Source organism: Aquabacterium sp. J223 (assembly GCF_024666615.1).
Lineage (GTDB): Bacteria > Pseudomonadota > Gammaproteobacteria > Burkholderiales > Burkholderiaceae_C > J223.
This window is the reverse complement of sequence record NZ_CP088297.1, coordinates 2,682,947-2,707,416: the sequence shown is the minus strand read 5'-3', so window position 1 is coordinate 2,707,416 and position 24,470 is coordinate 2,682,947. Positions and strand designations below refer to the sequence as shown.

Here is a 24,470-nt window from a genome sequence, read left to right as displayed (position 1 = left end):
ATGAAGAACCTGCCCGCACGCGAAAAGCTGGACCTGGCCGAAAAGGTCGCCACCTACCTGGTGACCGCCGGCGCGCTGGACAAGAACGCCCCGCTGGAAGACCACGAGCGCGCCACCGAGCTGAGCCTGGAGCTGGCCATGCTGCTGCCCGCGCCGCTGTACCGCGCCATGGTCGAAGCCACCGCCCACCCCTCGGCCAAGGTCAACCCCTCAACCGTGGCGATCCTGGTCCGCCAGGAACTGTTGGGCATCGAGGCCGGCGACCTGGAGCCCGGGCAGATCGCGGTGCACGTGCCGGGGGCGGCGCCGAAGGCGAAGCCGAGGACGCATTGAGAGTTTGAGACGGCCGCGGGAGCGGCTGGTGGGCCGGCGGAGAGCGCCGACCTGACTTGGGACGGTTCGCGAAAATCTGGGCCGCCTATTGCACCGACCCATCCGCCCAAAGGCGGAGGCCGGGGGACTTCCCACAGAGCAAAGTTGACGGCAGCATCACCCGGTGAGCAGAACTTCCTGCGCGAACCGGCAGCGGTTGTTGGATCTCATCTGCTCCACCGCACGGGATTGCCCTTAGTCAAGCGAGACGAAATAACCGAGGTGCAGGGCAACTCGAAACCGCTTCCGCAGTCCACGAACCAATGTCGTTGTGCACGGGATGACAGGCAGGCGCTATCCAAGAAGAGCAAGGCCCGTATGGTGCGCTCTGTGTTGTGCATTCCAACCACTTGGCTAACTGGTATTTAAGCGGCGTAAGCCAAATCAACCACCATGCCGAAATTACTCGAACGCGCATATTTTATCCTTGCAATCGTCGGTTTGCTGTTCACTTGGTACTTCAATATCCAATTTTTCCTCGGTGGTGGTAACGTTGCACCGAGCTCCTTCTTTTCTAGCGCGTTTGCCAACCCACTCACCACGGCGATCACCTTAGACGTCTACTGCTCGGCACTGGTGTTTTCAGTTTGGGCGATAGCCGACCAAAAGGAATCCTTCGCGCCGCGACCGTGGATCTACGTTTTACTGTGCTTCGCAGTTGGCCTTGCGTTCGCATTCCCGCTCTACTTGGGTCGCCGGCGCCAGCTGAGACGCGCTGCTCAGCGGCACGGTGATTGATCAGCTCGTTCGGACGTTGTGGCTCAACGACCAGCTTTAGCTTGTTGTTGCTTTTTGGTTGCGTTTATCCAGGTTGCTTGCAAAGCCGGAGAAGCAGTAGTTGTTCCGGTTCAAGTCACTGTTCAAGGCTCACTCAAAGAACTCAAGCTCGAAGCATTCATTTATAAGCCCACCGGTGACGGAAATTTTCCTGTCGTGATTTTCAATCACGGCTCGTCCGGCGGGGATCCAAAACGAAGTTTCCCTTCAAGAGTACAAGCCAAGCACTTCGCTGAGCGTGGCTTCGTGGTTATTGTTCCGATGCGTCGAGGACGCGGTAAATCTGAAGGCTTATCGCTTGAGTCGGAAGAAAAGAATTGTGATACTCAGTCTTGGTTGCCTGGTCTAAATGCAGCCCTTGAAGATGTAACTGCCGTTATTGACTACGCAAGACGGCTCCCTTACGCTGACTCATCACGAATCGTGTTGGCAGGTGCATCTCGAGGCGGATTTCTGTCGGTGGCGTACGCCGCAAAAGGCCTGAAGAATGCCGGAATCGTGGGGGGTGATCAATTTTTCGGGGGGCTGGGTGGCGCAGGCCCAAGACAACTGCCCAATCGATTTTAACCGCGTGAGTTTTATTGAGCTGGGAAAGCAAACGAAAACGCCTATGCTATGGCTTTATGGCGAGGACGACCTGTTTAATTCACTTAGTTCTATTCGTATTTATGCAAGAGAATTTGGAGAGAGCGGCGGTGCCGTGCGCCTCGAGCTTATTCGCGGTGTTCCGGGCAACGGGCATTGGTTGTCCGACCATCCGAATTTATGGAGCGGCATCGTTGATGAATATCTCGCATCACTCAATCTCCATCGTAGTCAATAATTTTCCAGTTCCCGGATCGTGCCCTCACGGCGAGCATGGGTCGCCCGCACACGCTCGGAGTTGACATGTACTTGTTCGAGCATCAAAATTCTCGTCAAACCCTTGAAGAAGGAATTGCAGAATACTCTCTAGCGAACGCAAAACTCGCGCGTGACCGGACCATGTCGCCAGAGGCTAAAGAGTTTTTTCGATGCCACGATGCGGCGCATGTTATATTCGGTTGCGGCAACACCCTGGAGGATGAGGCGGTCGTAAAGATTGCTAGCATCTTCGGAACATCGGGTGGATTCGGCGTATTGGGCGGGTACCGCCTCCATGAGTCCTTTGAGATTTATATGCATTTGGGCGCGCGAGACGTTCTACGCTCCATCGTAAAATCAGTTTTCCTGGTGCCGCTAACAATCCTTCAATGTTTTCGGCAGCGTCGTCGGTGGCCATGGAACGACTTCGAGATGCATGTTCAGGTGCCACTGCAGGATATCCGCGAAGAGTTCGGTATTCGAGTGGCGCACTATCGACGCGCTTAAGCATCACGTAACATGGCTTCGTCGTTGGCCGCATATGACGTTCGCATTGAGGACGTATGGCGACGCGTAGCCTGGGGTACGTTTTTTACTGAACTAAAACGTTGACTGCACAAGGAGCGCTCGTGCCTTCGTCCAAACCACCAGTTGCCATCGTTGCCATCGAGGCGCCAGTCAGAACCAAACGCTCGAACTACCCCGAACCCTTTGCGTCTCGCATGGCGGGTCGGCAGAAGCATCCACTCGGCGATCTCTTCGGACTCACCAACTTTGGCGTCAATCTAACCCGACTCGCGCCCGGCGCGATGTCCGCACTTCGCCATGCGCACACCAAGCAAGATGAGTTTGTCTACATTATTCAAGGGCAGCCAACGCTGCACACCGATGAAGGGTATACGCTCCTCGATCCCGGCATGTGCGCAGGCTTCAAGGCCGGCACAGGCGACGGTCATCGCCTTATCAACAACAGCGCCGAGGAAGTCATCTACTTGGAAATCGGAGATCGCACGCTCGGAGACGAGGCTACGTACCCCGACGACGACATCTGTGCCCAACTCGTCAATGGGGGTTGGCTCTTCTCACGCAAAGACGGCACGCCGTACTGAATCGTCGGACCCGAGTCCGGCCTTTGACGCTCGTCTCGAGCGTCGGCCCAATCCGTGAAGGTCCCCAGCAAGTGACCACGTGGCCTGACGCTCACGGTCTGTCGATCACCCAGGCACCACCGCCGTCACCTCAATCTCCACCTTCGCCCGGTCCTCCATCAGCGCCACCACCTGCACGGCGGTCATCGCGATGTCGTAGTGGCCGATGAGTTCGCGAAAGGCGGTGCCGATGGCGCGGCCGGCGGCCAGGTACTCGCGCTTGTCGGTGACGTACCAGGTCATGCGCACGATGTGCTGGGGCTTGGCGCCGCCGGCCTCCAGCACCGCGACGACGTTGTGCAGCGCCTGGATGGCCTGGCCGGCGAAGTCGTCCGTCTCGAATCGGCCGTCGGGCGTCCAGCCGATCATGCCGGCGACCGAGAAGATGCAGCCCTGGGCCGACACGCCGTTGGCATAACCCTTGGGCCGGGGCCAGCCGGCGGGCAGCAAGGCGGTGTTGGGGGGGAGGCGGCGGTCGTCGTCATGCGGGGGCCTGTGCGGTGGACGAAGCGGCGGCGGCGCTCGTTGCCGCAGCTTCGCGCAGCTTGAAGCGCTGCAGCTTGCCGGTCTCGGTGCGGGGCAGCGAATCGCGGAACTCGATGGCGCGCGGGTACTTGTAGGGCGCGATCGACGCCTTGACGTGGTCCTGCAGCGCGCGCACCAGCGCCTCGCCCGGCGTGTGGCTGGGGCGCGGCACGACGAAGGCCTTGACCACCTGCCCGCGCTCCTCGTCGGGCCAGCCGATGACCGCGCATTCGGCCACCGCCGGGTGCTGCAGCAGGCAGTCCTCCACCTCCGGGCCGCCGATGTTGTAGCCGCCGGAGATGATCATGTCGTCGACGCGCGACTGGTAGTGGAACCAGCCGTCGTCGTCGACCCAGTAGGCGTCGCCGGTGATGTTCCAGCCGTCCTGCACGTAGCGCCGTTGGCGCTCGTCGGCCAGGTAGCGGCAGCCGGTCGGCCCCTTCACCGCCAACCGGCCGACGGTGTTGGGCGGCAGCGGCTGCAACTGCTCGTCGACCACGCAGGCCACGTAACCCGGCACCAGCTTTCCGGTGGCACCGGGCCGGGCCTCGTCGTCGGTGTGCGAGATGAAGATGTGCAGCAGCTCGGTGGCGCCGATGCCGTCGATCAGCTCGATGCCGGTGGCCTGCTTCCACAGCGCGCGCGTGGCCGCCGGCAGCGCCTCGCCGGCGCTGACGCACTTGCGCAGCGAACGCAGGTCGTGCGGCGCCACCTTGGCCGCCATCGCGCGGTAGGCGGTGGGCGCGGTGAAGCACACCGTCGCCTTGAACCGCTCGATGGCGGCGGGCAGTGCCTCCGGCGTCGCCTTCTCGATCAGCACGGTGGAGGCGCCGATGCTCATCGGGAACAGCACCAGCCCGCCCAGCCCGAAGGTGAAGGCCAGCGGCGGGCTGCCAATGAACACGTCGTCGGGCGTGGCCTTCAGCGTGTGCACCGGCCAGCAGGCGCAGGCGGCCATCACGTCGCGGTGGAAGTGCATGGTGCCCTTCGGCGCGCCGGTGGTGCCCGAGGTGAAGGCGATGAGGCAGGTGTCGTCGGCCGCGGTGGGCACGGCGTCGAAGGTGGCCGGCTGGGCGGCGGCCAGCGCCTCCAGCGTCGGCGCGCCGTCGGGTGCGTCGCCGTGGTAGTGCAGCACCCGCTGCAGGCTGGGGCACTGCGGCCGCGCCAGCGCCAGTTCGTCGGCCAGGCGGGCGTCGCACAGCGCCAGGCCGATCTCGGCCTTCTGCACGATCTGGCACAGCTCCTTGGCGCGCAGCAGCGGCATGCTGCCCACCGCAATGCCGCCGGCCTTGACCACCGCGAACCAGCAGGCCACCAGCCGCGGCGCGTTGGGGCCGCGCAGCAGCACGCGCTGGCCGGGCACCAGGCCGCAGTCGTGCACCAGCACGTTGGCGATGCGGTTCACCTCGGCCTGCAGCTGCTCGTAGGTCCAGCGCACGCCGGGGCCCTGCAGGCACAGCCGGTCGCCCTGGCCGCAGTCGACCCAGCGGTCGAGCAGCTCGGCGGCGCAGTTCAGCTGCGGCGGGAACTGCAGCTCGGGCCGGTCGAAGAGGAAGTCCGGCTGCTGCTCCGGCGGCGGCAGGCGGTCCTTCGCAAAGGTGTCGACGTGCGCGGTCATGACGCCTCCTTCAACAGGTCGCGGCCGATGATCAGTTGCTGCACCTCGGTGGCGCCTTCGTAGATGCGCAGGGCGCGGATCTCGCGGTACAGCGACTCCACCACTTGGCCATGGCGCACGCCTTCGCCGCCGAACAGCTGCACCGCCGCGTCGATGACACGCTGCGCGCCCTCGGTGGCGCTCAGCTTGGCCATCGCGGCTTCGCGGGTGACGCCGCGGCCCTGGTCGCGCTGCCAGGCGGCGCGGTAGGTCAGCAGCGCGGCGGCGTCCAGCGTGGTCGCCATGTCGGCCAGCTTGGCCTGGGTGAGCTGGAAGTCGCCCAGGCGCTGGCCGAACATCGGGCGCTGCCGGGCGCGCTGCAGCCCCTCGTGCAGCGCCCGCCGGCCGAAGCCCAACGCCGCCGCCGCCACCGAGGTGCGGAAGACGTCGAGCGTGCGCATGGCCACCTTGAAGCCCTCGCCGGCCTCGCCGATGCGCTGGGCCTTGGGCACCCGGCAGCCGGTGAATCGCAGCCGCGCCAGCGGGTGCGGCGCGATGACGTCGATGCGCTCGGCGATGTCAAAGCCCGGCGTGCCGGCCTCGACCACGAAGGCGCTGATGCCGCGGGCGCCGGCCGCTTCGCCGGTGCGGGCGAAGACCACGTACAGGTCGGCGATGCCGCCGTTGGAGATCCAGGTCTTCTCGCCGTCGAGCACGTAGGCGTCGCCGTCGTCGCGCGCGCTGCAGGCCATGGCCGCCACGTCGGAGCCGGCGCCCGGCTCGGACAGCGCGAAGGCGGCAATCGCCTCGCCGCGCGCCACCCGCGGCAGCCAGCGCTCGCGCTGCGCGGCCGTGCCCTGCAGCGAGATGGCGCCCGAGCCCAGGCCCTGCATGGCGAAGGCGAAATCAGCCAGGCCGTGGTGCCAGGCCAGCGTCTCGCGCGCCAGGCAGAGGATGCGGGTGTCGAGCACGTCGGCCGCGCCGCCGTGGCCGGTGCCGGCCACCGCATGGCGCAGCCAGCCGGCCTGGCCGAGCTGGCGCACCAGCGCCCTGCACTGCGCGTCGACGTCGGGCGCGTGGTCGGGCTGCAGCGAGGCCAACGCCCAGTCGCCCAGCGCCGCGGCGAAGGCGCGGTGGTGCGGCTCGAAGAAGGGCCAGTCGAGGTGGGCGCGGTCCATGTGGCCTGCCCTCAATCGCCTTGGAACACCGGCTTCGACTTCGCCGCGAAGGCCTCGTACGCGCGGTGGAAGTCCTGCGTCATCATGCAGATGGCCTGCGCCTGCGCCTCGGCTTCGATGGCCTCGTCCACGCCCATGGCCCATTCCTGATGGAGCATGCGCTTGGTCATGCCATGGGCGAAGGTGGGGCCGGCGACCAGCTCCGCGGCCCAGGCGGTGGCGGCGCCTAGCAGCTCCTCCGGAGCGACCAGCCGGTTGTAGAAGCCCCAGGCCAGCGCTTCCTCGCCCGGCAGCGCGCGGCCGGTGTACAGCAGCTCCGACGCCCGCCCTTGGCCGATGAGGCGCGGCAGCATCGCGCAGGCGCCCATGTCGCAGCCGGCCAGCCCCACGCGCGAGAACAGGAAGGCCACCTTGCTGCGCGCCGTGCCCAGCCGCAGGTCGGACGCCATGGCGACGATGGCGCCGGCCCCGGCGCACACGCCGTCGATGGCCGAGAACACCGGCTGCGGGCAGGCCCGCATGGCCTTGACCAGGTCGCCCGTCATGCGGGTGAAGGCCAGCAGCTCGGGCATGGCCATGCGGGTCAGCGGGCCGATGATCTCGTGCACGTCGCCGCCCGAGCAGAAGTTGCCGCCCTCGCCCTGCACCACGATCGCCTTCACGTCGTCGGCATAGGCCAATAGGCGGAACAGGTCGCGCAGCTCGGCGTACGAGTCGAAGGTCAGCGGGTTCTTGCGCTCCGGCCGGTTGAGGGTGATCACGCCCACGCGGTCGGTCACCCGCCAGCCGAAGTGCTGCGGCGTCAGGTCGGCGGCGCGGCGGCGGTGGCCGGCGGCCAGCGGATCGGCGGCGGGATCGAGGCGGGTTGTCATGCGGTCTTCCCCTTCAGGTGCTTGGCGCCACGCCGGGCGGGCGTCGGCGGTGCGGCGGCGTCGACGCCGGCCAGGTGCTGCTTCAGCTGCGCGAGCAGCGCATACGCCTGGTCCTTCTGCGCCGTGTCCAGGCCGGCGAAGAGCTCGATCACCCACTGCTCGTGCACAGCCGCCATGCGGCGGAACTGGCGGCGGCCCAGCGGCGTGAGCTGCACCACGTACGCGCGCCGGTCGGTGGGGTGCGGCTCGCGCTTGACCAGCCCTTCCGCCTCCAGCTGGTCGGTCACGCCGGTGACGTTGCCGCCGGTGACCATCAGCCGCTGCGACAGCTCGCCCATGGTCAGGCCGGCGGGCTCGCGCTCCAGCTGCGCCAGCAGGTCGAAGCGCGGCAGCGTGGTGTTGAACTCGGCGCGCAGCCGGTTGCGGATGATGGTCTCCACCCGCGTGGTGCAGGCCAGCAGGCGCAGCCAGAGCTTCAAGGCCTGGTGGTGGTCGTCGGCCACCCTGGATTCGAGGTCGGTGATGTCCTCGGCGACGGCGTTCATTGGGTAGCCCTCCGCGCACAGCGCTCCGGGATTCGCGCTTGGGGGCGGCCCGGCGCGCTCATGCGGTCTCTCCCCCATCGACGGCGATGGACTGGCCGTTGACCGAGGCCGACTCGCGCCGGCACAGCCACAGCACCGCCTGCGCCACCTCGTCGGGCTGCACCAGTCGGCGCTGCGGGTTGGTGGCGGCCAGCTCGGCCCGCGCCTGCTCGGCGCTGCGGCCGGTCTTGGCGGTGATCTCGTGCACCGCCCGCTCGACGATGTCGGTGTCGGTGTAGCCGGGGCACACCGCGTTGACGGTGACGCCCTTCTTCGCCACCTCCAGCGCCAGCGCGCGGGTCAGGCCCAGCACGCCGTGCTTGGCCGCGCAGTAGGCCGCCACATAGGCATAGCCCTTGAGCGAGGCGGTGCTGGCCACGTTGACGATGCGGCCGAAGCCGCGTTCGACCATGCCCGGCAGCACCTGCTGCGTGCACAGGAAGGTGCCGGTGAGGTTGACGTCCAGCATGCGCCGCCACAGGGCCAGGTCGGTGCGGTTGAAGGGCGCGCTGTCGGCCTGGCCGGCGTTGTTGACCAGCAGGCCGACCGGGCCATGGCCCGCCGCCGCCTCGGCGAAGGCGCGCTGCACCGAGGCTTCGTCGCCCACATCGGCCGCGACACAGGCGGCACCGGGCAGCCCCAGCGCCTGCAGGCGCTCCAGGCTGCGGCCCATCAGCGTGAGCCGCACGCCCTCGGCCGCCAGCGCGCGGGCGATCGCCGCGCCGATGCCGCTGCCGCCGCCGGTGACCACCGCATGCAGGTCGCGCATCACACCCCCAGCGCCAGGTTGGCCTGTTCCTGCGCCGACAGGCCGGCGGTCTGCGCGGCCAGGGCGCGCTCGCGCTCCAGGTTGCGTTCGAGCTGGGACTTGCCGGACAGGTACTGCTTCGGCCAGTCGGCGCCGATGCCGTTGGTGTGGCCGATGCGTGCCGCCTCCAGCAGCGTCCACGCCGGGTTGGCCAGGTGCGGCCGGGCGATGGCGCAGAGGTCGGCACGGCCGGCGGCGACGATGCTGTTCACATGGTCGGCCTCGGAGATGGCGCCCACCGCCATGGTGGCGATGCCCACCTCGTTGCGCACGGCTTCGGCGAACGGCGTCTGGTACATGCGGCCGTACACCGGCTTCTGCCGCTTGCTCACCTGGCCGGACGAGACGTCGATCAGGTCGCAGCCGGCGGCCTTGAAGGCGCGCGCGATCTCGACCGCATCGGCCGGCGTGTTGCCGCCGGGCACCCAGTCGTGCGCCGAGAGGCGCACCGACATCGGCTTGTCCGCGGGCCAGGCCGCGCGCATCGCCTTGAACACCGCCAGCGGCCAGCGCAGACGGTTCTCCAGTGAGCCGCCGTACTCGTCGGTGCGCTGGTTGGTCAGCGGCGACAGGAAGGCCGACAGCAGGTAGCCGTGCGCGCAGTGCAGCTCCAGCCAGTCGAAGCCGGCCTCGGCCGCCCGGCGGGTGGCGGCGACGAAGTCGGCGGTGATGCGGTCCATGTCCTCGCGGGTGGCGGCCGGCGCCCAATCGCTCACCCCGTCGAGGTACTGCTGGGGCGAGGCGGAGACCAGCGGCCAGTTGCCCTCGGCCAGCGGCAGGTCCTCGCCGTCCCAGGGCGCGCGGGTGGAGCCTTTCGGGCCGGCATGCCCCAGCTGCATCGCGATCTTGGCGCTGGTGCTGCCATGCACGTAGTCGACGATGCGCTGCCAGGCCGCCGTCTGCGCGTCGTTCCACAGCCCCGGGCAGCCGGGGGTGATGCGCGCGTCCGGCGAGGGGCAGGTCATCTCGGCGAACACCAGCCCGGCGCCGCCCAGCGCCCGCGCGCCCAGGTGCACCAGGTGGTGGTCGGTGGGCAGGCCGTCGACCGCGCTGTACTGCGCCATCGGCGAGACGACGACGCGGTTCTTCAACGTCAGCCCGCGCAGGGTGAAGGGCGTGAACATCGGCGGCACCGGCGCCTCGGCGTGCAACCCGGCGCGCTCGGCCAGCCAGTGCTCGACCCCGCCGACGTAGGCCGCGTCGCGCTGGCGCAGGTTCTCGTGCGAGATGCGCTGCGACCGGGTGAGCAGCGAGTAGGCGAACTGCTCGGGCGCCAGCCGCGCGTGGCGCTCGACGTTCTCGAACCACTCGGTGGAGTTGCGCGCCGCGTTCTGGATCTTCAGCACCTCGACGCTGCGCCGCGCCTCGTAGGCCTGCAGCGCGCCGGGCAGGTCGCCGGGGTGCGCCTGCAGGCTGGCGGCGAGGTCGATCGCGTCCTCCACCGCCAGCTTGGTGCCGGAGCCGATCGAGAAGTGCGCGGTGTGCGCCGCGTCGCCCATCAGCACCACCGGCGTGCGGCCGTCGGCGCCGCCGGCCGGCTGCACCCAGGTGCGGCAGACCACGCGCGGGAAGCGGATCCACTGCGAGGAGCCGCGCAGGTGCGCCGCGTTGGACATCAGCGCATGGCCGTCGAGGTACTTGGCGAACAGGCGCTCGCAGAAGTTGATGCCCTCCTCCTTGCCCATGTCGGCCAGGCCGGCGGCGCGCCACACGTCTTCCGGCGCCTCGACGATGAAGGTGGAGGTCTTGTCGTCGAAGCGGTAGGCGTGGGCCTGGAACCAGCCCCACTCGGTCTTCTCGAAGGCGAAGGTGAAGGCGTCGAACAGCTTGTGCGTGCCCAGCCAGACGAAACGGCAGCGCCGCAGGTCGATGTCTGGCTGGAAGACGGCGGCGTGACGGGTGCGCACGCGGCTGTTCAGCCCGTCGCAGGCGACGATGAGGTCGGCCTCGACCTGCGAATCGTCGGCGACGTCGCACTCGTAGCGCAGGTCCACGCCCAGTTCAATGCAGCGGTCCTGCAGGATGTTGAGCAGCCGCTTGCGGCCGATGCCGCAGAAGCCGTGGCCGGAGGACCGCAGGCGGCGGCCCTGGAAGTGGACCTCGATGTCGTCCCAGTGGTTGAAGGCGTCGAGGATCTGCGTCGCGGTGGTCGCGTCGGCCTGCTGCAGCGCGGCCAGCGTCTGGTCGGAGAACACCACGCCCCAGCCGAAGGTGTCGCCGGCGCGGTTGCGTTCCAGCACCGTGACCTGGTGCGCCGGGTCGGCGCGCTTCATCAGCAGGGCCAGGTACAGGCCGGCGGGACCGCCGCCGATGCAGGTGATGCGCATGCCAGCCCTTTCACGACGACGCGACGCAGGCACTTTAGGTCTGCATGGTTTAGGTGTCAAGCATCTACGGCGCGACCCACAGTCGCAGGGACTAACATCGCCGGACATGACCGACGCCCTCCAAGCTCCCCCGGCCTCGTCCTGCGCAACGTGTCCCCGCCGCTGCGCTGGGCCGACTACGGCCTGATCGCTTTCGACATGGACTCGACGCTGATCACCATCGAGTGCATCGACGAGATCGCCGACGCCGCCGGCCGCAAGGCCGAGGTGGCCGCCATCACCGAAGCGGCGATGCGCGGCGAGATCACCGACTTCAAGGACAGCCTGCGCCGCCGGCTGGCGCTGCTGAAGGGGGTCTCCACCGCGCAGCTGCAGCAGGTGCTCGACGAGCGGCTGCGCATCAGCCCCGGCGCCGAGACGCTGGTCGCCACCGCCAAGCAGCACGGCCTGAAGGTGCTGCTGGTCTCCGGCGGCTTCAGCTTCTTCGCCGACCGCGTGGCCGAGCGGCTGGGCATCGACTTCGTGCGCAGCAACCTGCTGGCCTTCGACCGCGAGGGCCGGCTCACCGGCCGGGTGGTGCCGCAGTTCTGGGGCGACATCTGCGACGGCGAGGCCAAGCGCCACATGCTGCTGGCCACCTGCGAGCGGCTCAACCTGCAGCCCTCGCAGGCCATCGCGGTGGGCGACGGCGCCAACGACCTGCCGATGATGGGCGTCGCCGGCCTGTCGGTGGCCTACCACGCCAAGCCCAAGGTGCGCGAGCAGGCCATGGTGTCGATCGAGGCCGGCGGGCTGGACCGGCTGCTCGAGCTGTTCGCCTGAGCGGCCGGGTCCGCCCGCGCCGGCCCGCCCCAAGCCGGCTGGGCACTCCCAGGGGGCTCCCTTCAGGCCATCTGCGCCCAGGCCTTCTCCAGCCGCTTCACGCTCACCGGCTGCGGCGTGCGCAGTTCCTGCGCGAACAGGCTCACGCGCAGCTCTTCCAGCAGCCAGCGGAATTCCTCCAGCCGCGGGTCGTGCACGCCCTTGCGTTCGGCCAGGCGGCGTGTCCAACGCTGCTCCAGCGGCTTCAGCTCCGCCAGGCGCTGGGCGTCGCGCGCCGGGTCGGCGCGCGACTTGTCCAGCCGCAGCACCACGCCCTTGAGGTAACGCGGCAGGTGCGCCAGCGCCTCCCACGGCGTGTCGAGCAGGAAGCGCTTGGGCACCAGGCGCTTGAGCTGCGCGTCGATGTCGTCGCTGACCTCCTTCGGCGGCCGGCTGTCCTTGAGCTTGCGCTGGGCGGCCGCCCCCTCGGTGAGCACCGTCAGCGCCAGCCGCGCCACTTCCTGCGCGATCAGCACGAAGCGGCCGCGGCCTTCGGCCAGCCGGGCGTCGAAGCTGGCCTTGTCGGTGGGCAGCGGCGCGTTCAGGAAGGCCCGGTCCAGCGCCACGTCGAGGATCTGGCCGCGCAGTTCCTCCGGCGTGCCCAGCGGCATGTAGAGCACGGCCATCTTCTGCAGCTCGGGCAGCTGCTTCTCCAGCGCCTTGATCGGCTCCTTCAGCTGCAGTGACAGCAGCCGGCGCAGGCCGGCGCGGTGCCGGGTGGCCGCGACCTCGGGTTCGTCGAAGACCCCGATCTCGACGTGCGTGCCCTTGTCGATCAGCGCCGGGAAGCCGACCAGCGTCTGGCCGCGCTGCTGCAGCTCCATCAGCTCGGGCAGTTCGCCGAAGTCCCAAGCGGTGTGGCGGGCGCCGGCGGCCACGGCAGGGCCGGCGGCCTTCGCCGGCGCGGCGGGCGTGGGCGCGGCGCCCTTGCCCGTTGGTACGGCCTCCACCGCCGTTTTCACCTTCAGGCTGGCCAGCGCCTGGAAGGCCGACCGCGCCTGCCCGCCCAGTTCGGACTTCAGCGCCGCCAGCTGGCGGCCCATGCCCAACTGCCGCCCGTGTTCGTCGACCACCCGGACGTTCATGAAGTGGTGCAGCGACAGCGTCTCCAGCTTGAAGTCGTTGCGCTGCACCGCCAGCTGCGTGCGCTCGCGCACCGCCTCCAGCAGGCGCTGCAGCAGGCTGCCCTCGCCGAAGGGCGCCAGCTCGCAGAACTCGGCGACGAAGTCGGCCACCGGCTGCACGCGGGCGCGCGGCTTCTGGTGCAGGCTCTTCACCAGCGCCGCCACCTTGTCCTTGAGCATGCCGGGCACCAGCCATTCGCAGCGCTCCTCGCTGACCTGGTTGAGCGCGAACAGCGGCACGGTGACGGTGAGGCCGTCGCGGGCGTCGCCCGGCTCGTGCAGGTAGGTGGCGGCGCAGTCCACGCCGCCCAGCCGCACCAGCTTCGGGAAGGCGTCCGTGGTCACGCCCGCCGCCTCGTGCCGCATCAGCTCCTCGCGGCTGAGGTGCAGCAGCTTGGGGTTGTCGCGGCTGGCCTCGCGCCACCAGCGCTCCAGCGCGCGGCCGCTGGCGACGTCGGCCGGCAGCTGGGCGTCGTAGAAGCCGAAGATCAGCGCGTCGTCGACCAGCACGTCCTGCCGGCGCGACTTGTGCTCCAGCTCCTGCACCTGGCGCATCAGCTTGCGGTTGTGGGCGAGGAAGGGCAGCGGCGACTCCCATTCCCCTTCGACCAGCGCCTGGCGGATGAAGACCTCGCGCGCCGCGGCGGGGTCGACGCGGGCGAAGTTGACCCGCCGGCCGCTGTACACCGGCAGGCCGTACAGCGTGCCGCGCTCGTGGGCGATGACCTCGGCGGTCTTGCGGTCCCATTGCGGGTCGGACAGCTGCCGCTGCAGCAGGTGGCCGCCCAGGCGCTCCAGCCACGGCGGCTCGATGGCGGCGATGCCGCGGCCGAAGAGCCGCGTGGTCTCCACCAGCTCGGCCACCATGATCCAGCGCGCCGGCTTCTTCGACAGGTTGGCGCCGGGGTGCTTCCAGAACTTGATGCCGCGGGCGCCGAGGTACCAGTCGTCCTCGTCGGACTTCAGCCCAACGTTGCCGAGCAGCCCGGCCAGCAGCGACAGGTGCAGCTGCTCGTAGGTGGCGGGCGTGCCGTTGAGGCGCCAGCCCTGCTCGGCCACCACGGTGTGCAGCTGGCTGTGGATGTCGCGCCATTCGCGCACCCGACGCGGGCTGATGAAGTGCTCGCGCAGCCGCTGCTCCTGCTGGCGGTTGGACAGCTTGTGGGTGTCCACCTTCTGCGCCGACGCGTCCGCGTGCCCGTGCACCCCGCGGCCGGCCTCGATCCACTGCCACAGCTTCAGCGTGCCGGCGAACTCGCTCTTCTCGTCGTCGAAGGGCTTGTGCTTCTGGTCGGCGGCCTGCTGCTGATCGAGCGGGCGGTCGCGCACGTCCTGCACGCTCAGGGCGGCGGCGATGACCAGCACCTCGGCCAGCGCCTGGCGCTCGCGCGCCTCCAGGATCATCCGGCCGATGCGCGGGTCCAGCGGCAGGCGGGCCAGTTCGCGGCCGATGGCGGTCAGCGCGTTGGCGCCGTCCACCGCGCCCAGCTCGGCCAGCAGCGCGTGGCCGTCGGCGATGGCCTTCGGCCGCGGCGGCTCGACGAAGGGGAAGTCCTCGATCTCGCCCAGGCGCAGCGCCTTCATGCGCAGGATCACGCCGGCCAGCGACGAGCGCAGGATCTCCGGGTCGGTGAAACGCGGCCGGCCGGCGAAGTCCTGTTCGTCGTAGAGCCGGATGCAGACGCCGTCGGCCACGCGGCCGCAGCGGCCGGCGCGCTGGTTGGCGGCGGCCTGGCTGACCGCCTCCACCTGCAGCTGCTCGACCTTGTTGCGGTAGCTGTAGCGCTTGACCCGCGCCAGCCCGCTGTCGACGACGTAGCGGATGCCGGGCACGGTGAGCGAGGTCTCGGCCACGTTGGTGGCCAGCACGATGCGGCGGCCGTTGCCGGGCCGGAACACCTGGTCCTGCTCGGCCTGCGACAGGCGGGAGAACAGCGGCAGCACCTCCACCGGGCCGCGCCGCGCGTCGGCCGCCGCGTGGCGGCGAAGGTGGTCGGCGGCCTCGCGGATCTCGCGTTCGCCGGGCAGGAACACGAGGATGTCGCCGGAGCCTTCGCGCCACAGTTCGTCGACCGCGTCGGCGATGGCGTCGTTGAGGTCGAAGCTGCGGCTCTCCTCATACGGCCGCCAGCGCTGCTCGACCGGGAACAGCCGGCCGGAGACGCTGATGACGGGCGCCGGGCCATCGGCGCCGGCGAAGTGCCTGGCGAAGCGCTCCGCGTCGATGGTCGCCGAGGTGATCACCACCTTCAGGTCCGGCCGCCGCGGCAGCAGCTGCCGCAGGTAACCGAGCAGGAAGTCGATGTTGAGGCTGCGCTCGTGCGCCTCGTCGATGATGAGCGTGTCGTAGGCGCGCAGCTCGGGGTCGGTCTGCGTCTCGGCGAGCAGGATGCCGTCGGTCATCAGCTTGACCGAGGCGCCGGGCTGCAGCCGGTCCTGGAAGCGCACCTTGTAGCCCACCACCTCGCCCAGCGGCGAGTCCAACTCCTCGGCGATGCGCTTGGCCACCGACGACGCCGCGATGCGCCGCGGCTGGGTGTGGCCGATCAGCCCCGCGCCGCCGGCGCCGCGGCCGCGGCCCAGCGACAGCGCGATCTTGGGCAGCTGCGTGGTCTTGCCCGAGCCGGTCTCGCCGCTGACGATCACCACCTGGTGGTCCTGCATCGCCCGCGCGATCTCGTCGCGGCGGGCGCTGACGGGCAGCGACTCGGGGAAGGCGATCGGCGGCACCGGCGTGGCGGGGCGCGGGGCGCGCCGCTGCCGCTCCGCGCCGGGGACGGGTGCCGCGCGCTCGCGGTCGGGACGCACGGTGCGGTCGATGGGGGGAAGCGCCGGTTTCATGAGGGGCGCGGATTATCGGCCCCGCCTCTGCGGCCGTTTTGCATGCTGCACAATGCCCGCCCTTCGGGAGCCGAGGCTCCCTCCACCGCCACGAAGCCGTCGCCGCGATGAGCCTGGTCTTCCCCCACACCTTCGTGCCGTGGTTCCGTTCGGTGGCGCCCTACATCCACGCGCACCGCGGCAAGACCTTCGTCGTCGGCATCGCCGGCGAGCTGATCGCCGCCGGCAAGCTGAACACCTTCGTGCAGGACCTGGCGCTGATCCACGCCATGGGCATCAAGGTGGTGCTGGTGCACGGCTTCCGCCCGCAGGTGGAGGAGCAGCTCGCCGCCAAGGGCGTGGTCTCGCGCTTCAGCCACGGCATGCGCATCACCGACGCGGCGGCGCTGGACGCGGCGCAGGAGGCCGCCGGCCAGCTGCGCTACGAGATCGAGGCCGCGTTCTCGCAAGGGCTGCCCAACACGCCGATGGCCGGCAGCCAGATCCGCGTCATCTCCGGCAACTTCGTCACCGCCCGGCCGGTGGGCATCGTCGACGGCGTCGACTTCCAGCACACCGGCCTGGTGCGCAAGATCGACGGCCTGGGCGTTCGCCGTTCGCTGGAGGCGGGCGCCCTGGTGCTGCTGTCGCCCTTCGGCTTCTCGCCCACCGGCGAGGCGTTCAACCTCAGCATGGAGGACCTGGCGACCAGCGCCGCCATCAGCCTGCAGGCCGACAAGCTGATCTTCATCACCGAGGTGCGCGGCGTGCCGCTGGACCCGACCGCCGACCCCAGCGACGACGAGCGCGAGATCGACCAGGAGCTGGCGCTCGCCGAGGCGCGGCGCCTGCTGCAGTCGCTGCCCGACCCCAAGCAGCCCACCGACACCGCCTTCTACCTGCAGCACGCGGTGAAGGCCGCCGAGCACGGCGTGGAGCGGGTGCACATCCTGCCCTTCCAGGTCGACGGCGGGCTGCTGATGGAGGTGTTCACCCACGACGGGGTGGGCACCATGATCGTCGACGAGAAGCTGGAGAGCCTGCGCGAGGCCACCGCCGACGACATCGGCGGCATCCTGCAGCTGATCGAGCCCTTCGAGCGGGACGGCACGCTGGTCAAGCGCGACCGCACCGAGATCGAACGCGACATCGACCACTACACCGTGATCGAGCACGACGGCGTCATCTTCGGCTGCGCCGCGCTGCACCCCTACCCGGAGACCCGCACCGGCGAGATGGCGGCCCTCACCGTCTCCGACGCGGTGCAGGGCCAGGGCGATGGCGAGCGCATCCTCAAGCGCATCGAGCAGCGGGCGCGGTCGATGGGGCTGGATTCGCTGTTCGTGCTGACGACGCGCACCATGCACTGGTTCTTGAAGCGCGGCTTCCAGCAGGTCGACGCCGACTGGCTGCCCGACGCCCGCAAGCGCCACTACAACTGGGACCGGCGATCGCAGGTCCTCGTGAAAAAACTCTGAACCCTCAAACGGAGAGAACCCGATGCCCCGTACCGTGCAGTGCCAGTACCTGAAGAAGGAAGCCGACGGCCTGGAGTACCTGCCCTACCCCGGCGAGCTGGGCAAGCGCATCTACGACAACATCTCGAAGGAGGCCTTCGAGCTGTGGAAGCGCCACCAGACCATGCTGGTCAACGAGAACCGGCTGAACCTGGCCGACGCCCGCGCCCGCCAGTACCTGGCGCGGCAGATGGAGCAGTTCTTCTTCGGCGGCGCCGTCGAGCAGCCGGCGGGCTACGTGCCACCGTCGCCCACCTGAGCCACGGGCCATATAACGAGAATCGTTCTCGTTCAACTACACTGCCGGTCCCTTCAGTTCGATGGACCGGCATGACCCTCGCTCGACGCGCTTTCGCCTTCGCGGCCACCGTGGCCGGCTTTGCCCTGGCCCTGCCCGCCACCGCCCAGGAGCAGGTGCTGAACCTGTATTCCGCCCGTCACTATTCCACCGACGAGGCGCTGTACGACAACTTCACCAAGGCCACCGGGATTCGCATCAACCGGGTCGACGCCGATGACGCGGGAATTCTCGCGCGGCTGAAGAGCGAAGGCAGTTCCAGTCCGGCCGACGTGGTGCTGCTGGTGGACGCGGCGCGGCTTTGGCGTGCCGAGGTGGACGGTTTGTTCCAGCCGGTCAAGAGCCCGACGCTGGAATCCCGCATTCCAGCCCAATTGCGCGGAAAGGACGAGGGCACCGGCTCGCAGTGGTTCGGCTTTTCCACCCGGGCGCGGGTGATCGTCTACAACAAGCTGGCCCTGGCGCGCGGCGACGTGGACAGCTATGAAAAACTCGCCGACCCCAAGCTCAAGGGCAAGGTGTGCACGCGCAGCGGCTCCCACCCGTACAACCTGTCGCTGTTCGGCGCGGTGCTGGAGCACCTCGGCCCTGAGAAGACCGAGGCCTGGCTGAAGGCCGTCAACGACAACATGGCCCGGGCGCCCAAGGGCGGCGACACCGACCAGATCAAGGCGGTCGCCAGCGGCGAATGCGGCGTGGCGCTGAGCAACAGCTACTACGTCGCGCGGATGATGCGTTCCAGCAACCCGGACGACCGGGCGGCCATCGAGAAGGTGGCCGTCGTGTTCCCGAACCAGCAGAGCTGGGGCACGCACCTCAACATCGCCGGCGGGGCGGTGGCGCGGCACGCGCCGCACCGGGCCGCGGCGGTGCGCTTCCTGGAGTACCTGGCCAGCGATTCGGCGCAGTCCTATTTCGCCAACGGCAACAACGAATGGCCGGCGGTGCCGGGACTCAAACCCGACAACCCGGCGCTGCAGGCGCTGGGCAGCTTCAAGTCGGAGACGATTCCGGTTTCGTCGATCGGCGCCAACCAGGTGCGGGTGCAGCAGATGCTGGACCGGGTGGGTTTCCGCTGACCTTTTGTCTCCGACCGGAACGGCACGGTGATAATATTCGCCGTGCCGTTTTTCATTGAGGAGACCGCTTTGCCCACACTGCAGGAACTGCTGGCACAAAAAGCCAGCCTCGAAAAGCAGATCGCCGAGACGCAACGGCAGGAGCGAACGGACGCGATCGCCAAGGTCAAATCCCTCATGGCCGAATATGGCTTGACCGCCGCCGATATTGCCGGCAAACCCGCGGCGGCGCCGCGCGGCGCCGCCGCCGGCCGCAAGGTCGCGCCGAAGTACCGCAACCCGCAGACCGGCGAAACCTGGTCCGGCCGCGGCCTGCAGCCGAACTGGCTGAAGAACGCGCTGGCCGCCGGGCACAAGATCGAGGAGTTCTCGGTCTGATGGCGGCGCCCCGCGGCGTGCGTCGCCGCCCGCATCCCGGGGTGCCCCAGCGTCCCGCCCACTGCTAGCATCGCAGCGCCGGCGTCACCGGCTTCGCACCGGCCGGTCCTTGGACCGGCCTTCTTGTTCCCACTCCATCGCCCGCGCGTTCTCCGGGCTTCGCGACTGCCCGTGTCCGTCCCGGTACCGCACGTGATGCCCGCCGGCGCCAGCCGCGCCGCCCCACGCCCTGCCGCCCGCCTGCACTGGCAACGGCGTGCGTGGGGCAGCGCGGCCGTGCTCGTCGCCTACGCCGTCTGCGCCGTGCTCGGCCAGCGCTTCGCCGCGCTCGGGCCGGAGCCGCTGCTGCTGGGCGCGCCGTTCGCGATCGCGCTCGCCGCCCTGCTGCGCTGGGGCCGGTGGCTGCTGCCGGCCTGCGTCGCCGGGCTGGCCCTGCCGGCATTGGCGCTCGGCATGGACGGCGTCGACCTGCTCGGTGTCGTCGGCTGGCCGCTCGCGGTCGCGCTGCTCGCGGCCCGAGGGCTTCGCCGGTTCGTCGGCCACGGCAGCCTGGACGTGCGGCAGCTGCTGCGGGTGGCCACGGCCGGCGTCGTGCTGGCGCTGCCGGCGTCCGCGGGGCATGTGGGCTGGCTCTGGTTCCGCGGGCTGGTCGCGGCGCCGCAGGCCGCGACCTGGCTGGTGGCCTGGGGTGGCCAGGCGCTGGCGGTGCTGCTGGTGGCGGTGCCGCTGCTGGTGAGCAGCAGGTCCGGCCTTCGGCAGTCGCTCACCGGCCCGCGGGCCCGTTCGGCCTGGCTGGGTTCGCTGGCGCTGCTGGCGATGGCGGTGGCCGCCTTCGTCGTGGAGGGCCAGAACACCCCGGCCCACCTCACCCCGCTGGCCTTCGTGCCGCACGTGCTGCTGTGCTGGCTGGCGTTGCGGCACGGCGCGGCGCTGCCCGCGCTGATGGTGCTGGTGCTCGCCGTCGGCGGGCTGCTGCTGACCGCCGCCGGCGCCGGCCCGTTCGCCCAGGCGCAGAGCCCGGCGCAGGGCCTGGCGCTGCTGGCCGCCTACCTCGGCCTGCTGGCGGTGTCGTCGCTGGTGACGGCCGCGCTGACCGAGGAGATGGCCCGCAACGAGGACCGCTGGCAGCGCGCCCTCGAAGGCAGCGACCTCGGCGTGGCGGACTGGAACCTGGCGCAGCACGGCGCCTACCTCTCCCGGCGCTGGCGCGACCTGCTCGGCATGGCGTCGGGCGCCGACGCCCCGACCCCCGACGCCTGGCTGCGCGCCGTGCACGAGGACGACGCAGGCCGGGTGCGGGCGGCGATCGAAGGCCTGTCCACCGGCGGCCGCGACACCGCCCGCCTGGAACTGCGGCTGGGCCCCGGAGGCGACCACCGCTGGGTCGAACTTCACCTGCTGGCCGCCGAGCGCGATGCCGCCGGGCGGCTGCAGCGGCTGGTTGCCACCCTGGCCGACATCAGCGAACGCCGCGAGGCCGAGGCACGCCAGCGCCTGTCGGCCAGCCTGTTCCAGCACCTGCACGAGGGGCTGCTGATCACCGACGCCGAGCTGCGCGTGCTGGACGCCAACCCGACCTACTCGCAGATCACCGGCGTGCCGCGCCAGGCGCTGATCGGCCGGGTGCCCGCGCTGCTCGACGCCGCGGGGGCCGACGAGGCGACGCGGCGCCAGCACACCGCGATGTGGGCCAGCCTGCGCGCCTCGGGCACCTGGCGGGGCGAGATGCTGGTGCCCCGGCCGCCGGGTCCCGGCGGTCCGCCCCAGCTGTGCGCGCTGCAGGTCACCATCTCCACCGTGCAGGGCGCCGACGGGCGGGTGCGCTTCCATGCGCTGGTCATCTCGGACATCACCGAGCAGCGCCAGCAGCGCGAGCGGCTGGAGCGCCAGGCGCACTTCGACGAACTGACCCGCCTGCCGAACCGCGCCCGCATGTCGCAGATGCTCAGCGAGGTGATGGCCGCCAGCGAGCGCGAGGGGTTCCTGCTGGCGGTGTGTTACCTCGACCTGGACCACTTCAAGCCGGTCAACGACCGCTTCGGCCACGCCGCCGGCGACCGGCTGCTGGTCGAGCTGGCCGGCCGCCTGCGCGGCGCGCTGCGCAGCAACGCGCTGTGGTCGGACGCCGCCGCCCGCCTGGGCGGCGACGAGTTCGTGCTGCTGCTGCGCGCCAACACGCTGGACGAGGCCCGGCTGGCCATCGAACGGGTGCTGCGCGTGATCACCATGCCCTATTCGGTGGACCCCGACGCCGACCCGGTGGTGGTCACCGCCAGCGTCGGCGCCACCGTCTACCCGCTGGACCGCAGCGACGCCGACACCCTGCTGCGCCATGCCGACCACGCGATGTACTCGGCCAAGCAGAGCGGCCGCAACGGCTACGTCTTCTTCGACCCGGAGAACAGCCGGCGCACCGAGGAACGCGTGATGGCGATCGGCCGGGTGCAGGACGCGCTCGACCACCAGGAGCTGGTGCTGCACTACCAGCCCAAGGTCGACATGCGGCGCGGGCTGGTGCTGGGCATGGAGGCGCTGCTGCGCTGGAACCACCCCGAGCACGGCCTGCTGCCGCCGGCGCAGTTCCTGCCGCTGATCGAGCCCACGGGCCTGTCGGCCAGCATCGGCGACTGGGTGCTGGAGCACGCGCTCGAGCAGCTGGCGCACTGGCAGCGCATGGGGCTGGACCTGTCGATCAGCGTCAACGTCTCCGCCCGCCACCTGCAGGAGCCCGACTTCGTGCAGCGGCTGACGGAACTGCTCGCCCGCCACCCGCGGCCGCTGGGCGCGCGGCTGGAGCTGGAGGTGCTGGAGACCGCCGCCCTGGCCGACGTGGCCTACACCTCGGCGCTGATGGAGCGCTGCCGCCGGCTGGGCGTGCGTTTCTCGCTGGACGACTTCGGCACCGGCTACTCCACCCTCACCTACCTCAAGCAGCTGCCGGTGGACGTGCTCAAGATCGACCGCAGCTTCGTCCACAACATGCTGGACGACACCCAGGACCTGGCCATCGTGCAGGGCGTGATCGGCCTGGCGCGCACCTTCGGCTGCTCGGTGGTGGCCGAGGGCGTCGAGCTGCCGGCGCAGGCGCGCACCCTCATCGAGCTGGGCTGCGACATCGGCCAGGGCCGCGGCCTGTCGGCCCCCATGCCGGCGCACGAGGTGTTCCGCTGGGTGCGCGACTACAAGGGGCCGTTCGCCGCCGGCGAGGCCGCGCAGGTCGCTCGTTAGACTTTGGTCGGTGATCCCACCGTCCTTCCTGCAGGAGCTGCTGTCGCGCATCGACGTGGTCGAGGTGGTCGGCCGCCATGTCGAGCTGCGCAAGGCCGGCGCGCTGCACAAGGGGCTCTGCCCGTTCCATGCCGAGAAGTCGCCCAGCTTCACCGTCAGCCCGGCGCGGCAGACCTACCACTGCTTCGGCTGCGGCGTGCACGGCGACGCGCTGCGCTTCCTCACCGAGTACGCCGGCCTCGGCTTCGTCGACGCGGTGCACGAGCTGGCCGGCATGGCGGGCCTGACCGTGCCCGAGGACAGCCGCAGCCCGGAAGAACGCGCCGAGGCGGCCCAGCGCAAGGAGCGGCAGGCCACGCTCACCGAGGTGCTGCACAAAGCGGCCGAGCACTACCGGAAGCAGCTCAAGGCCAGCCCGAAGGCGATCGGCTACCTGAAGGGCCGCGGGCTCACCGGCGAGGTGGCCGGTCGCTTCGCCATGGGCTACGCGCCTGAGGGGTGGCGCAGCCTGGCCAGCGCCTTCCCGCGCTACGACGACCCGCAGCTGGTCGAGGCCGGCCTGGTCATCGTGCAGGGGGAGGACCAGGACCCCGCCGAGCAGAAGCGCTACGACCGCTTCCGCGACCGGGTGATGTTCCCCATCCGCGCGGTCACCGGCGAGGTGATCGGCTTCGGCGGCCGGGTGCTCGACGGCGGCGAACCGAAGTACCTCAACTCGCCGGAAACGCCGGTCTTCGTCAAGGGCCGCGAGCTGTACGGGCTGTTCGAGGCCCGGCAGGCCATGCGCACCCAGGGCTATGCGCTGGTGGTCGAGGGCTACATGGACGTGGTGGCGCTGGCGCAGCTCGGATTTCCCAACGCGGTGGCGACCCTGGGCACCGCCTGCACGGAGGAGCATGTGCGCAAGCTCTTCCGCTTCACCGACTCGGTGGTCTTCAGCTTCGACGGCGACGCCGCCGGCCGCCGCGCCGCCACCCGGGCGCTGGAGGCGGCGCTGCCGCACGCCACCGACCTGCGCACCGTGCGCTTCCTCTTCCTGCCGCCCGAGCACGACCCGGACTCCTTCATCCGGGCGCTCGGCGCCGAGGCTTTCGAGCGCCAGGTCGCCGCGGCGGTGCCGCTGTCGCGCCAGCTGATCGAGACCGCCCGCGACAACGCCGACCTGGGCACCGCCGAGGGCCGGGCGCGCTTCCTGGCGCAGGCGCGGCCGCTGTGGCAGGCGCTGCCCGAGGGGGCCTTGCGCTCGCAGTTGCTCGGCGAACTGGCCGAACTGGGCCGGCTGCCCACCGACGAGCTGCTGCGGCTGTGGGGCGCGGCACCGGCGGCCGCCGCGCCGGCACCGGCGGGCCACGGTGGCGGCCCGGAGCGCCGCGGCTGGCGGGGCCGCGACGGCCGCGAGGGTCGCGACCGTGGCGACCGCCGCCCACCCGGCCCGCCGTTGCGGGCGCGCACCCGGCAGCCGGCCGACAACGTGGCCCAGCTGCTGCTGCTGCGCAGCGACTGGTGGCAGGAGCTCACCGCCGAGGTGCACGAGCAGCTCTGCGCCCTGCCCGGCTGGCACGCCGCCGCCTTCGCCTGGCTCGACCGCCACCTGCTGGAACACGGCCACCAGCCCTGGCCGGCGCTTCGCATGGCGTTGCCGGCGGAACCCTGGGCCGCGCAGGCCGCTCCATTGGCCGACGAGGCCGACCCTGCCATCGAGCCGCTGCGCGAGGACCTCGACCAGGCGCTGCACCAGTTGCGCCGGGCGCAACAGCAGCCGGACATCGACAAGGTGCTGGGCCGCCGGTGAGCCGCGAAACCCTTGCGGTTTTGACGGCAAGCCCTACATGGGAGACAATCGCGGGTTCGTTGCAGCGGCAAGAGTGACGGCAGCACCTCCGGCATCGGCCACCCTGGACAAGGGTCAAGTCGGCCACCTCCCCCGCAAGGGCTGCTCCTCAACACGTCCACGCCATCTTGCCTGCCCGACGCCTTGTGTCCCGGTGCCGCGCGGCCTCCCGCCCGCGGTCCCCGGCCGAGGACGGTTGCCGCCGGTCGGCGCCGTCGCGGCGTGCCGCCCCTGGTGAAGGGGACGGTTCGTGACGGGCGTCGTCCGGGCACCGCAATGGCCCCGCCTCCCCTAGAGATCCGA

21 protein-coding genes are annotated in these 24,470 nt (G+C 70.1%); 13 read left to right on the top strand and 8 right to left on the bottom strand.

The annotated features are described in order from the left end of the window. The 6 genes from LRS07_RS12945 to LRS07_RS12920 all read left to right on the top strand — a co-directional run bounded on the left by LRS07_RS12945 (position 1) and on the right by LRS07_RS12920 (position 3,101). The gene (locus tag LRS07_RS12945; RefSeq protein WP_260498437.1) at positions 1-333 is read left to right on the top strand and encodes a hypothetical protein; all 333 of its coding nucleotides are present in this window, start codon (positions 1-3) and stop codon (positions 331-333) included. Between the two features lie 432 nt (positions 334-765). Further along, positions 766-1,110, top strand: coding sequence for a DUF2834 domain-containing protein (locus LRS07_RS12940; protein ID WP_260498436.1), 345 nt, complete (start codon positions 766-768; stop codon positions 1,108-1,110). Between the two features lie 54 nt (positions 1,111-1,164). Continuing rightward, positions 1,165-1,716, top strand: coding sequence for an alpha/beta hydrolase family protein (locus tag LRS07_RS12935; protein ID WP_260498435.1), 552 nt, complete (start codon positions 1,165-1,167; stop codon positions 1,714-1,716). Between the two features lie 4 nt (positions 1,717-1,720). After that, positions 1,721-1,972 (top strand): dienelactone hydrolase family protein, encoded by a 252-nt coding sequence (locus tag LRS07_RS12930; RefSeq protein ID WP_260498434.1) that lies wholly within the window; start codon positions 1,721-1,723, stop codon positions 1,970-1,972. Positions 1,973-2,037: 65 nt separating this feature from the next. Next, positions 2,038-2,499, top strand: a complete 462-nt coding sequence (locus LRS07_RS12925) for a C2 domain-containing protein (RefSeq protein ID WP_260498433.1) — start codon at positions 2,038-2,040, stop codon at positions 2,497-2,499. Positions 2,500-2,621: 122 nt separating this feature from the next. Next, complete coding sequence (locus LRS07_RS12920) at positions 2,622-3,101, top strand: cupin domain-containing protein (protein ID WP_260498432.1); 480 nt, start codon at positions 2,622-2,624, stop codon at positions 3,099-3,101. A 105-nt stretch (positions 3,102-3,206) separates the two neighbouring features. On the opposite strand, the gene LRS07_RS12915 is transcribed toward LRS07_RS12920, so the two are convergent. Genes LRS07_RS12915 through LRS07_RS12885 form a run of 7 tightly spaced genes read right to left on the bottom strand, consistent with a single transcriptional unit; the run spans position 3,207 to position 11,031 of the window. Next, positions 3,207-3,590 (bottom strand): RidA family protein, encoded by a 384-nt coding sequence (locus LRS07_RS12915; RefSeq protein WP_260498431.1) that lies wholly within the window; start codon positions 3,588-3,590, stop codon positions 3,207-3,209. Between the two features lie 31 nt (positions 3,591-3,621). Next, positions 3,622-5,283, bottom strand: coding sequence for an AMP-binding protein (locus LRS07_RS12910; protein WP_260498430.1), 1,662 nt, complete (start codon positions 5,281-5,283; stop codon positions 3,622-3,624). After that, positions 5,280-6,440 (bottom strand): acyl-CoA dehydrogenase family protein, encoded by a 1,161-nt coding sequence (locus LRS07_RS12905; protein WP_260498429.1) that lies wholly within the window; start codon positions 6,438-6,440, stop codon positions 5,280-5,282. The genes LRS07_RS12910 and LRS07_RS12905 overlap by 4 nt, the downstream gene beginning before the upstream one ends. A gap of 11 nt (positions 6,441-6,451) precedes the next feature. After that, on the bottom strand, positions 6,452-7,312 hold the full coding sequence (locus LRS07_RS12900; RefSeq protein ID WP_260498428.1) for an enoyl-CoA hydratase family protein: 861 nt from the start codon (positions 7,310-7,312) through the stop codon (positions 6,452-6,454). Continuing rightward, positions 7,309-7,857 carry a MarR family winged helix-turn-helix transcriptional regulator gene (locus tag LRS07_RS12895; RefSeq protein WP_260498427.1) on the bottom strand — a complete coding sequence of 183 codons (549 nt, stop codon included), beginning with the start codon at positions 7,855-7,857 and terminating at the stop codon, positions 7,309-7,311. Before LRS07_RS12895 ends, LRS07_RS12900 begins: the two co-directional genes overlap by 4 nt. 58 nt (positions 7,858-7,915) lie before the next feature. Then, the gene (locus LRS07_RS12890; protein ID WP_260498426.1) at positions 7,916-8,665 is read right to left on the bottom strand and encodes an SDR family NAD(P)-dependent oxidoreductase; all 750 of its coding nucleotides are present in this window, start codon (positions 8,663-8,665) and stop codon (positions 7,916-7,918) included. After that, positions 8,665-11,031 (bottom strand): bifunctional salicylyl-CoA 5-hydroxylase/oxidoreductase, encoded by a 2,367-nt coding sequence (locus LRS07_RS12885; protein WP_260498425.1) that lies wholly within the window; start codon positions 11,029-11,031, stop codon positions 8,665-8,667. The genes LRS07_RS12890 and LRS07_RS12885 overlap by 1 nt, the downstream gene beginning before the upstream one ends. Before the next feature lie 150 nt (positions 11,032-11,181). Between LRS07_RS12885 and serB the strand changes: the two genes are divergently transcribed. Next, the gene (gene serB / locus LRS07_RS12880) at positions 11,182-11,853 is read left to right on the top strand and encodes a phosphoserine phosphatase SerB (RefSeq protein WP_312028298.1); all 672 of its coding nucleotides are present in this window, start codon (positions 11,182-11,184) and stop codon (positions 11,851-11,853) included. Positions 11,854-11,915: 62 nt separating this feature from the next. Here serB and hrpA read toward each other — a convergent pair whose 3' ends face one another. Then, positions 11,916-15,857, bottom strand: a complete 3,942-nt coding sequence (gene hrpA, locus LRS07_RS12875) for an ATP-dependent RNA helicase HrpA (RefSeq protein WP_260498424.1) — start codon at positions 15,855-15,857, stop codon at positions 11,916-11,918. A 107-nt stretch (positions 15,858-15,964) separates the two neighbouring features. Between hrpA and argA the strand changes: the two genes are divergently transcribed. The 6 genes from argA to dnaG all read left to right on the top strand — a co-directional run bounded on the left by argA (position 15,965) and on the right by dnaG (position 24,128). Then, positions 15,965-17,314 carry an amino-acid N-acetyltransferase gene (argA, locus tag LRS07_RS12870; protein WP_260498423.1) on the top strand — a complete coding sequence of 450 codons (1,350 nt, stop codon included), beginning with the start codon at positions 15,965-15,967 and terminating at the stop codon, positions 17,312-17,314. 22 nt (positions 17,315-17,336) lie between these two features. After that, the gene (locus LRS07_RS12865; protein WP_260498422.1) at positions 17,337-17,612 is read left to right on the top strand and encodes an oxidative damage protection protein; all 276 of its coding nucleotides are present in this window, start codon (positions 17,337-17,339) and stop codon (positions 17,610-17,612) included. 71 nt (positions 17,613-17,683) lie between these two features. Beyond that, positions 17,684-18,730: an extracellular solute-binding protein gene (locus LRS07_RS12860; protein WP_260498421.1), complete on the top strand. Its 1,047-nt coding sequence runs from the start codon at positions 17,684-17,686 to the stop codon at positions 18,728-18,730. A 69-nt stretch (positions 18,731-18,799) separates the two neighbouring features. Beyond that, positions 18,800-19,108: an H-NS histone family protein gene (locus tag LRS07_RS12855; RefSeq protein ID WP_260498420.1), complete on the top strand. Its 309-nt coding sequence runs from the start codon at positions 18,800-18,802 to the stop codon at positions 19,106-19,108. 195 nt (positions 19,109-19,303) lie between these two features. Next, positions 19,304-22,336 (top strand): EAL domain-containing protein, encoded by a 3,033-nt coding sequence (locus tag LRS07_RS12850; RefSeq protein ID WP_260498419.1) that lies wholly within the window; start codon positions 19,304-19,306, stop codon positions 22,334-22,336. A 10-nt stretch (positions 22,337-22,346) separates the two neighbouring features. Then, on the top strand, positions 22,347-24,128 hold the full coding sequence (dnaG, locus tag LRS07_RS12845) for a DNA primase (protein WP_260498418.1): 1,782 nt from the start codon (positions 22,347-22,349) through the stop codon (positions 24,126-24,128). Positions 24,129-24,470: the final 342 nt, after the last annotated feature.

What these genes read in the sequence shown, in the direction of transcription:
- LRS07_RS12890 (WP_260498426.1), bottom strand. Translation starts at nt 8,665, where the DNA reads ATGCGCGACCTGCATGCGGTGGTCACCGGCGGCGGCAGCGGCATCGGC.
- LRS07_RS12860 (WP_260498421.1), top strand. Translation starts at nt 17,684, where the DNA reads ATGACCCTCGCTCGACGCGCTTTCGCCTTCGCGGCCACCGTGGCCGGC.
- argA (WP_260498423.1), top strand. Translation starts at nt 15,965, where the DNA reads ATGAGCCTGGTCTTCCCCCACACCTTCGTGCCGTGGTTCCGTTCGGTG.
- LRS07_RS12910 (WP_260498430.1), bottom strand. Translation starts at nt 5,283, where the DNA reads ATGACCGCGCACGTCGACACCTTTGCGAAGGACCGCCTGCCGCCGCCG.
- LRS07_RS12925 (WP_260498433.1), top strand. Translation starts at nt 2,038, where the DNA reads ATGTACTTGTTCGAGCATCAAAATTCTCGTCAAACCCTTGAAGAAGGA.
- LRS07_RS12865 (WP_260498422.1), top strand. Translation starts at nt 17,337, where the DNA reads ATGCCCCGTACCGTGCAGTGCCAGTACCTGAAGAAGGAAGCCGACGGC.
- LRS07_RS12905 (WP_260498429.1), bottom strand. Translation starts at nt 6,440, where the DNA reads ATGGACCGCGCCCACCTCGACTGGCCCTTCTTCGAGCCGCACCACCGC.
- hrpA (WP_260498424.1), bottom strand. Translation starts at nt 15,857, where the DNA reads ATGAAACCGGCGCTTCCCCCCATCGACCGCACCGTGCGTCCCGACCGC.
- LRS07_RS12945 (WP_260498437.1), top strand. Translation starts at nt 1, where the DNA reads ATGAAGAACCTGCCCGCACGCGAAAAGCTGGACCTGGCCGAAAAGGTC.
- LRS07_RS12900 (WP_260498428.1), bottom strand. Translation starts at nt 7,312, where the DNA reads ATGACAACCCGCCTCGATCCCGCCGCCGATCCGCTGGCCGCCGGCCAC.
- LRS07_RS12895 (WP_260498427.1), bottom strand. Translation starts at nt 7,857, where the DNA reads ATGAACGCCGTCGCCGAGGACATCACCGACCTCGAATCCAGGGTGGCC.
- LRS07_RS12850 (WP_260498419.1), top strand. Translation starts at nt 19,304, where the DNA reads ATGCCCGCCGGCGCCAGCCGCGCCGCCCCACGCCCTGCCGCCCGCCTG.
- LRS07_RS12940 (WP_260498436.1), top strand. Translation starts at nt 766, where the DNA reads ATGCCGAAATTACTCGAACGCGCATATTTTATCCTTGCAATCGTCGGT.
- LRS07_RS12885 (WP_260498425.1), bottom strand. Translation starts at nt 11,031, where the DNA reads ATGCGCATCACCTGCATCGGCGGCGGTCCCGCCGGCCTGTACCTGGCC.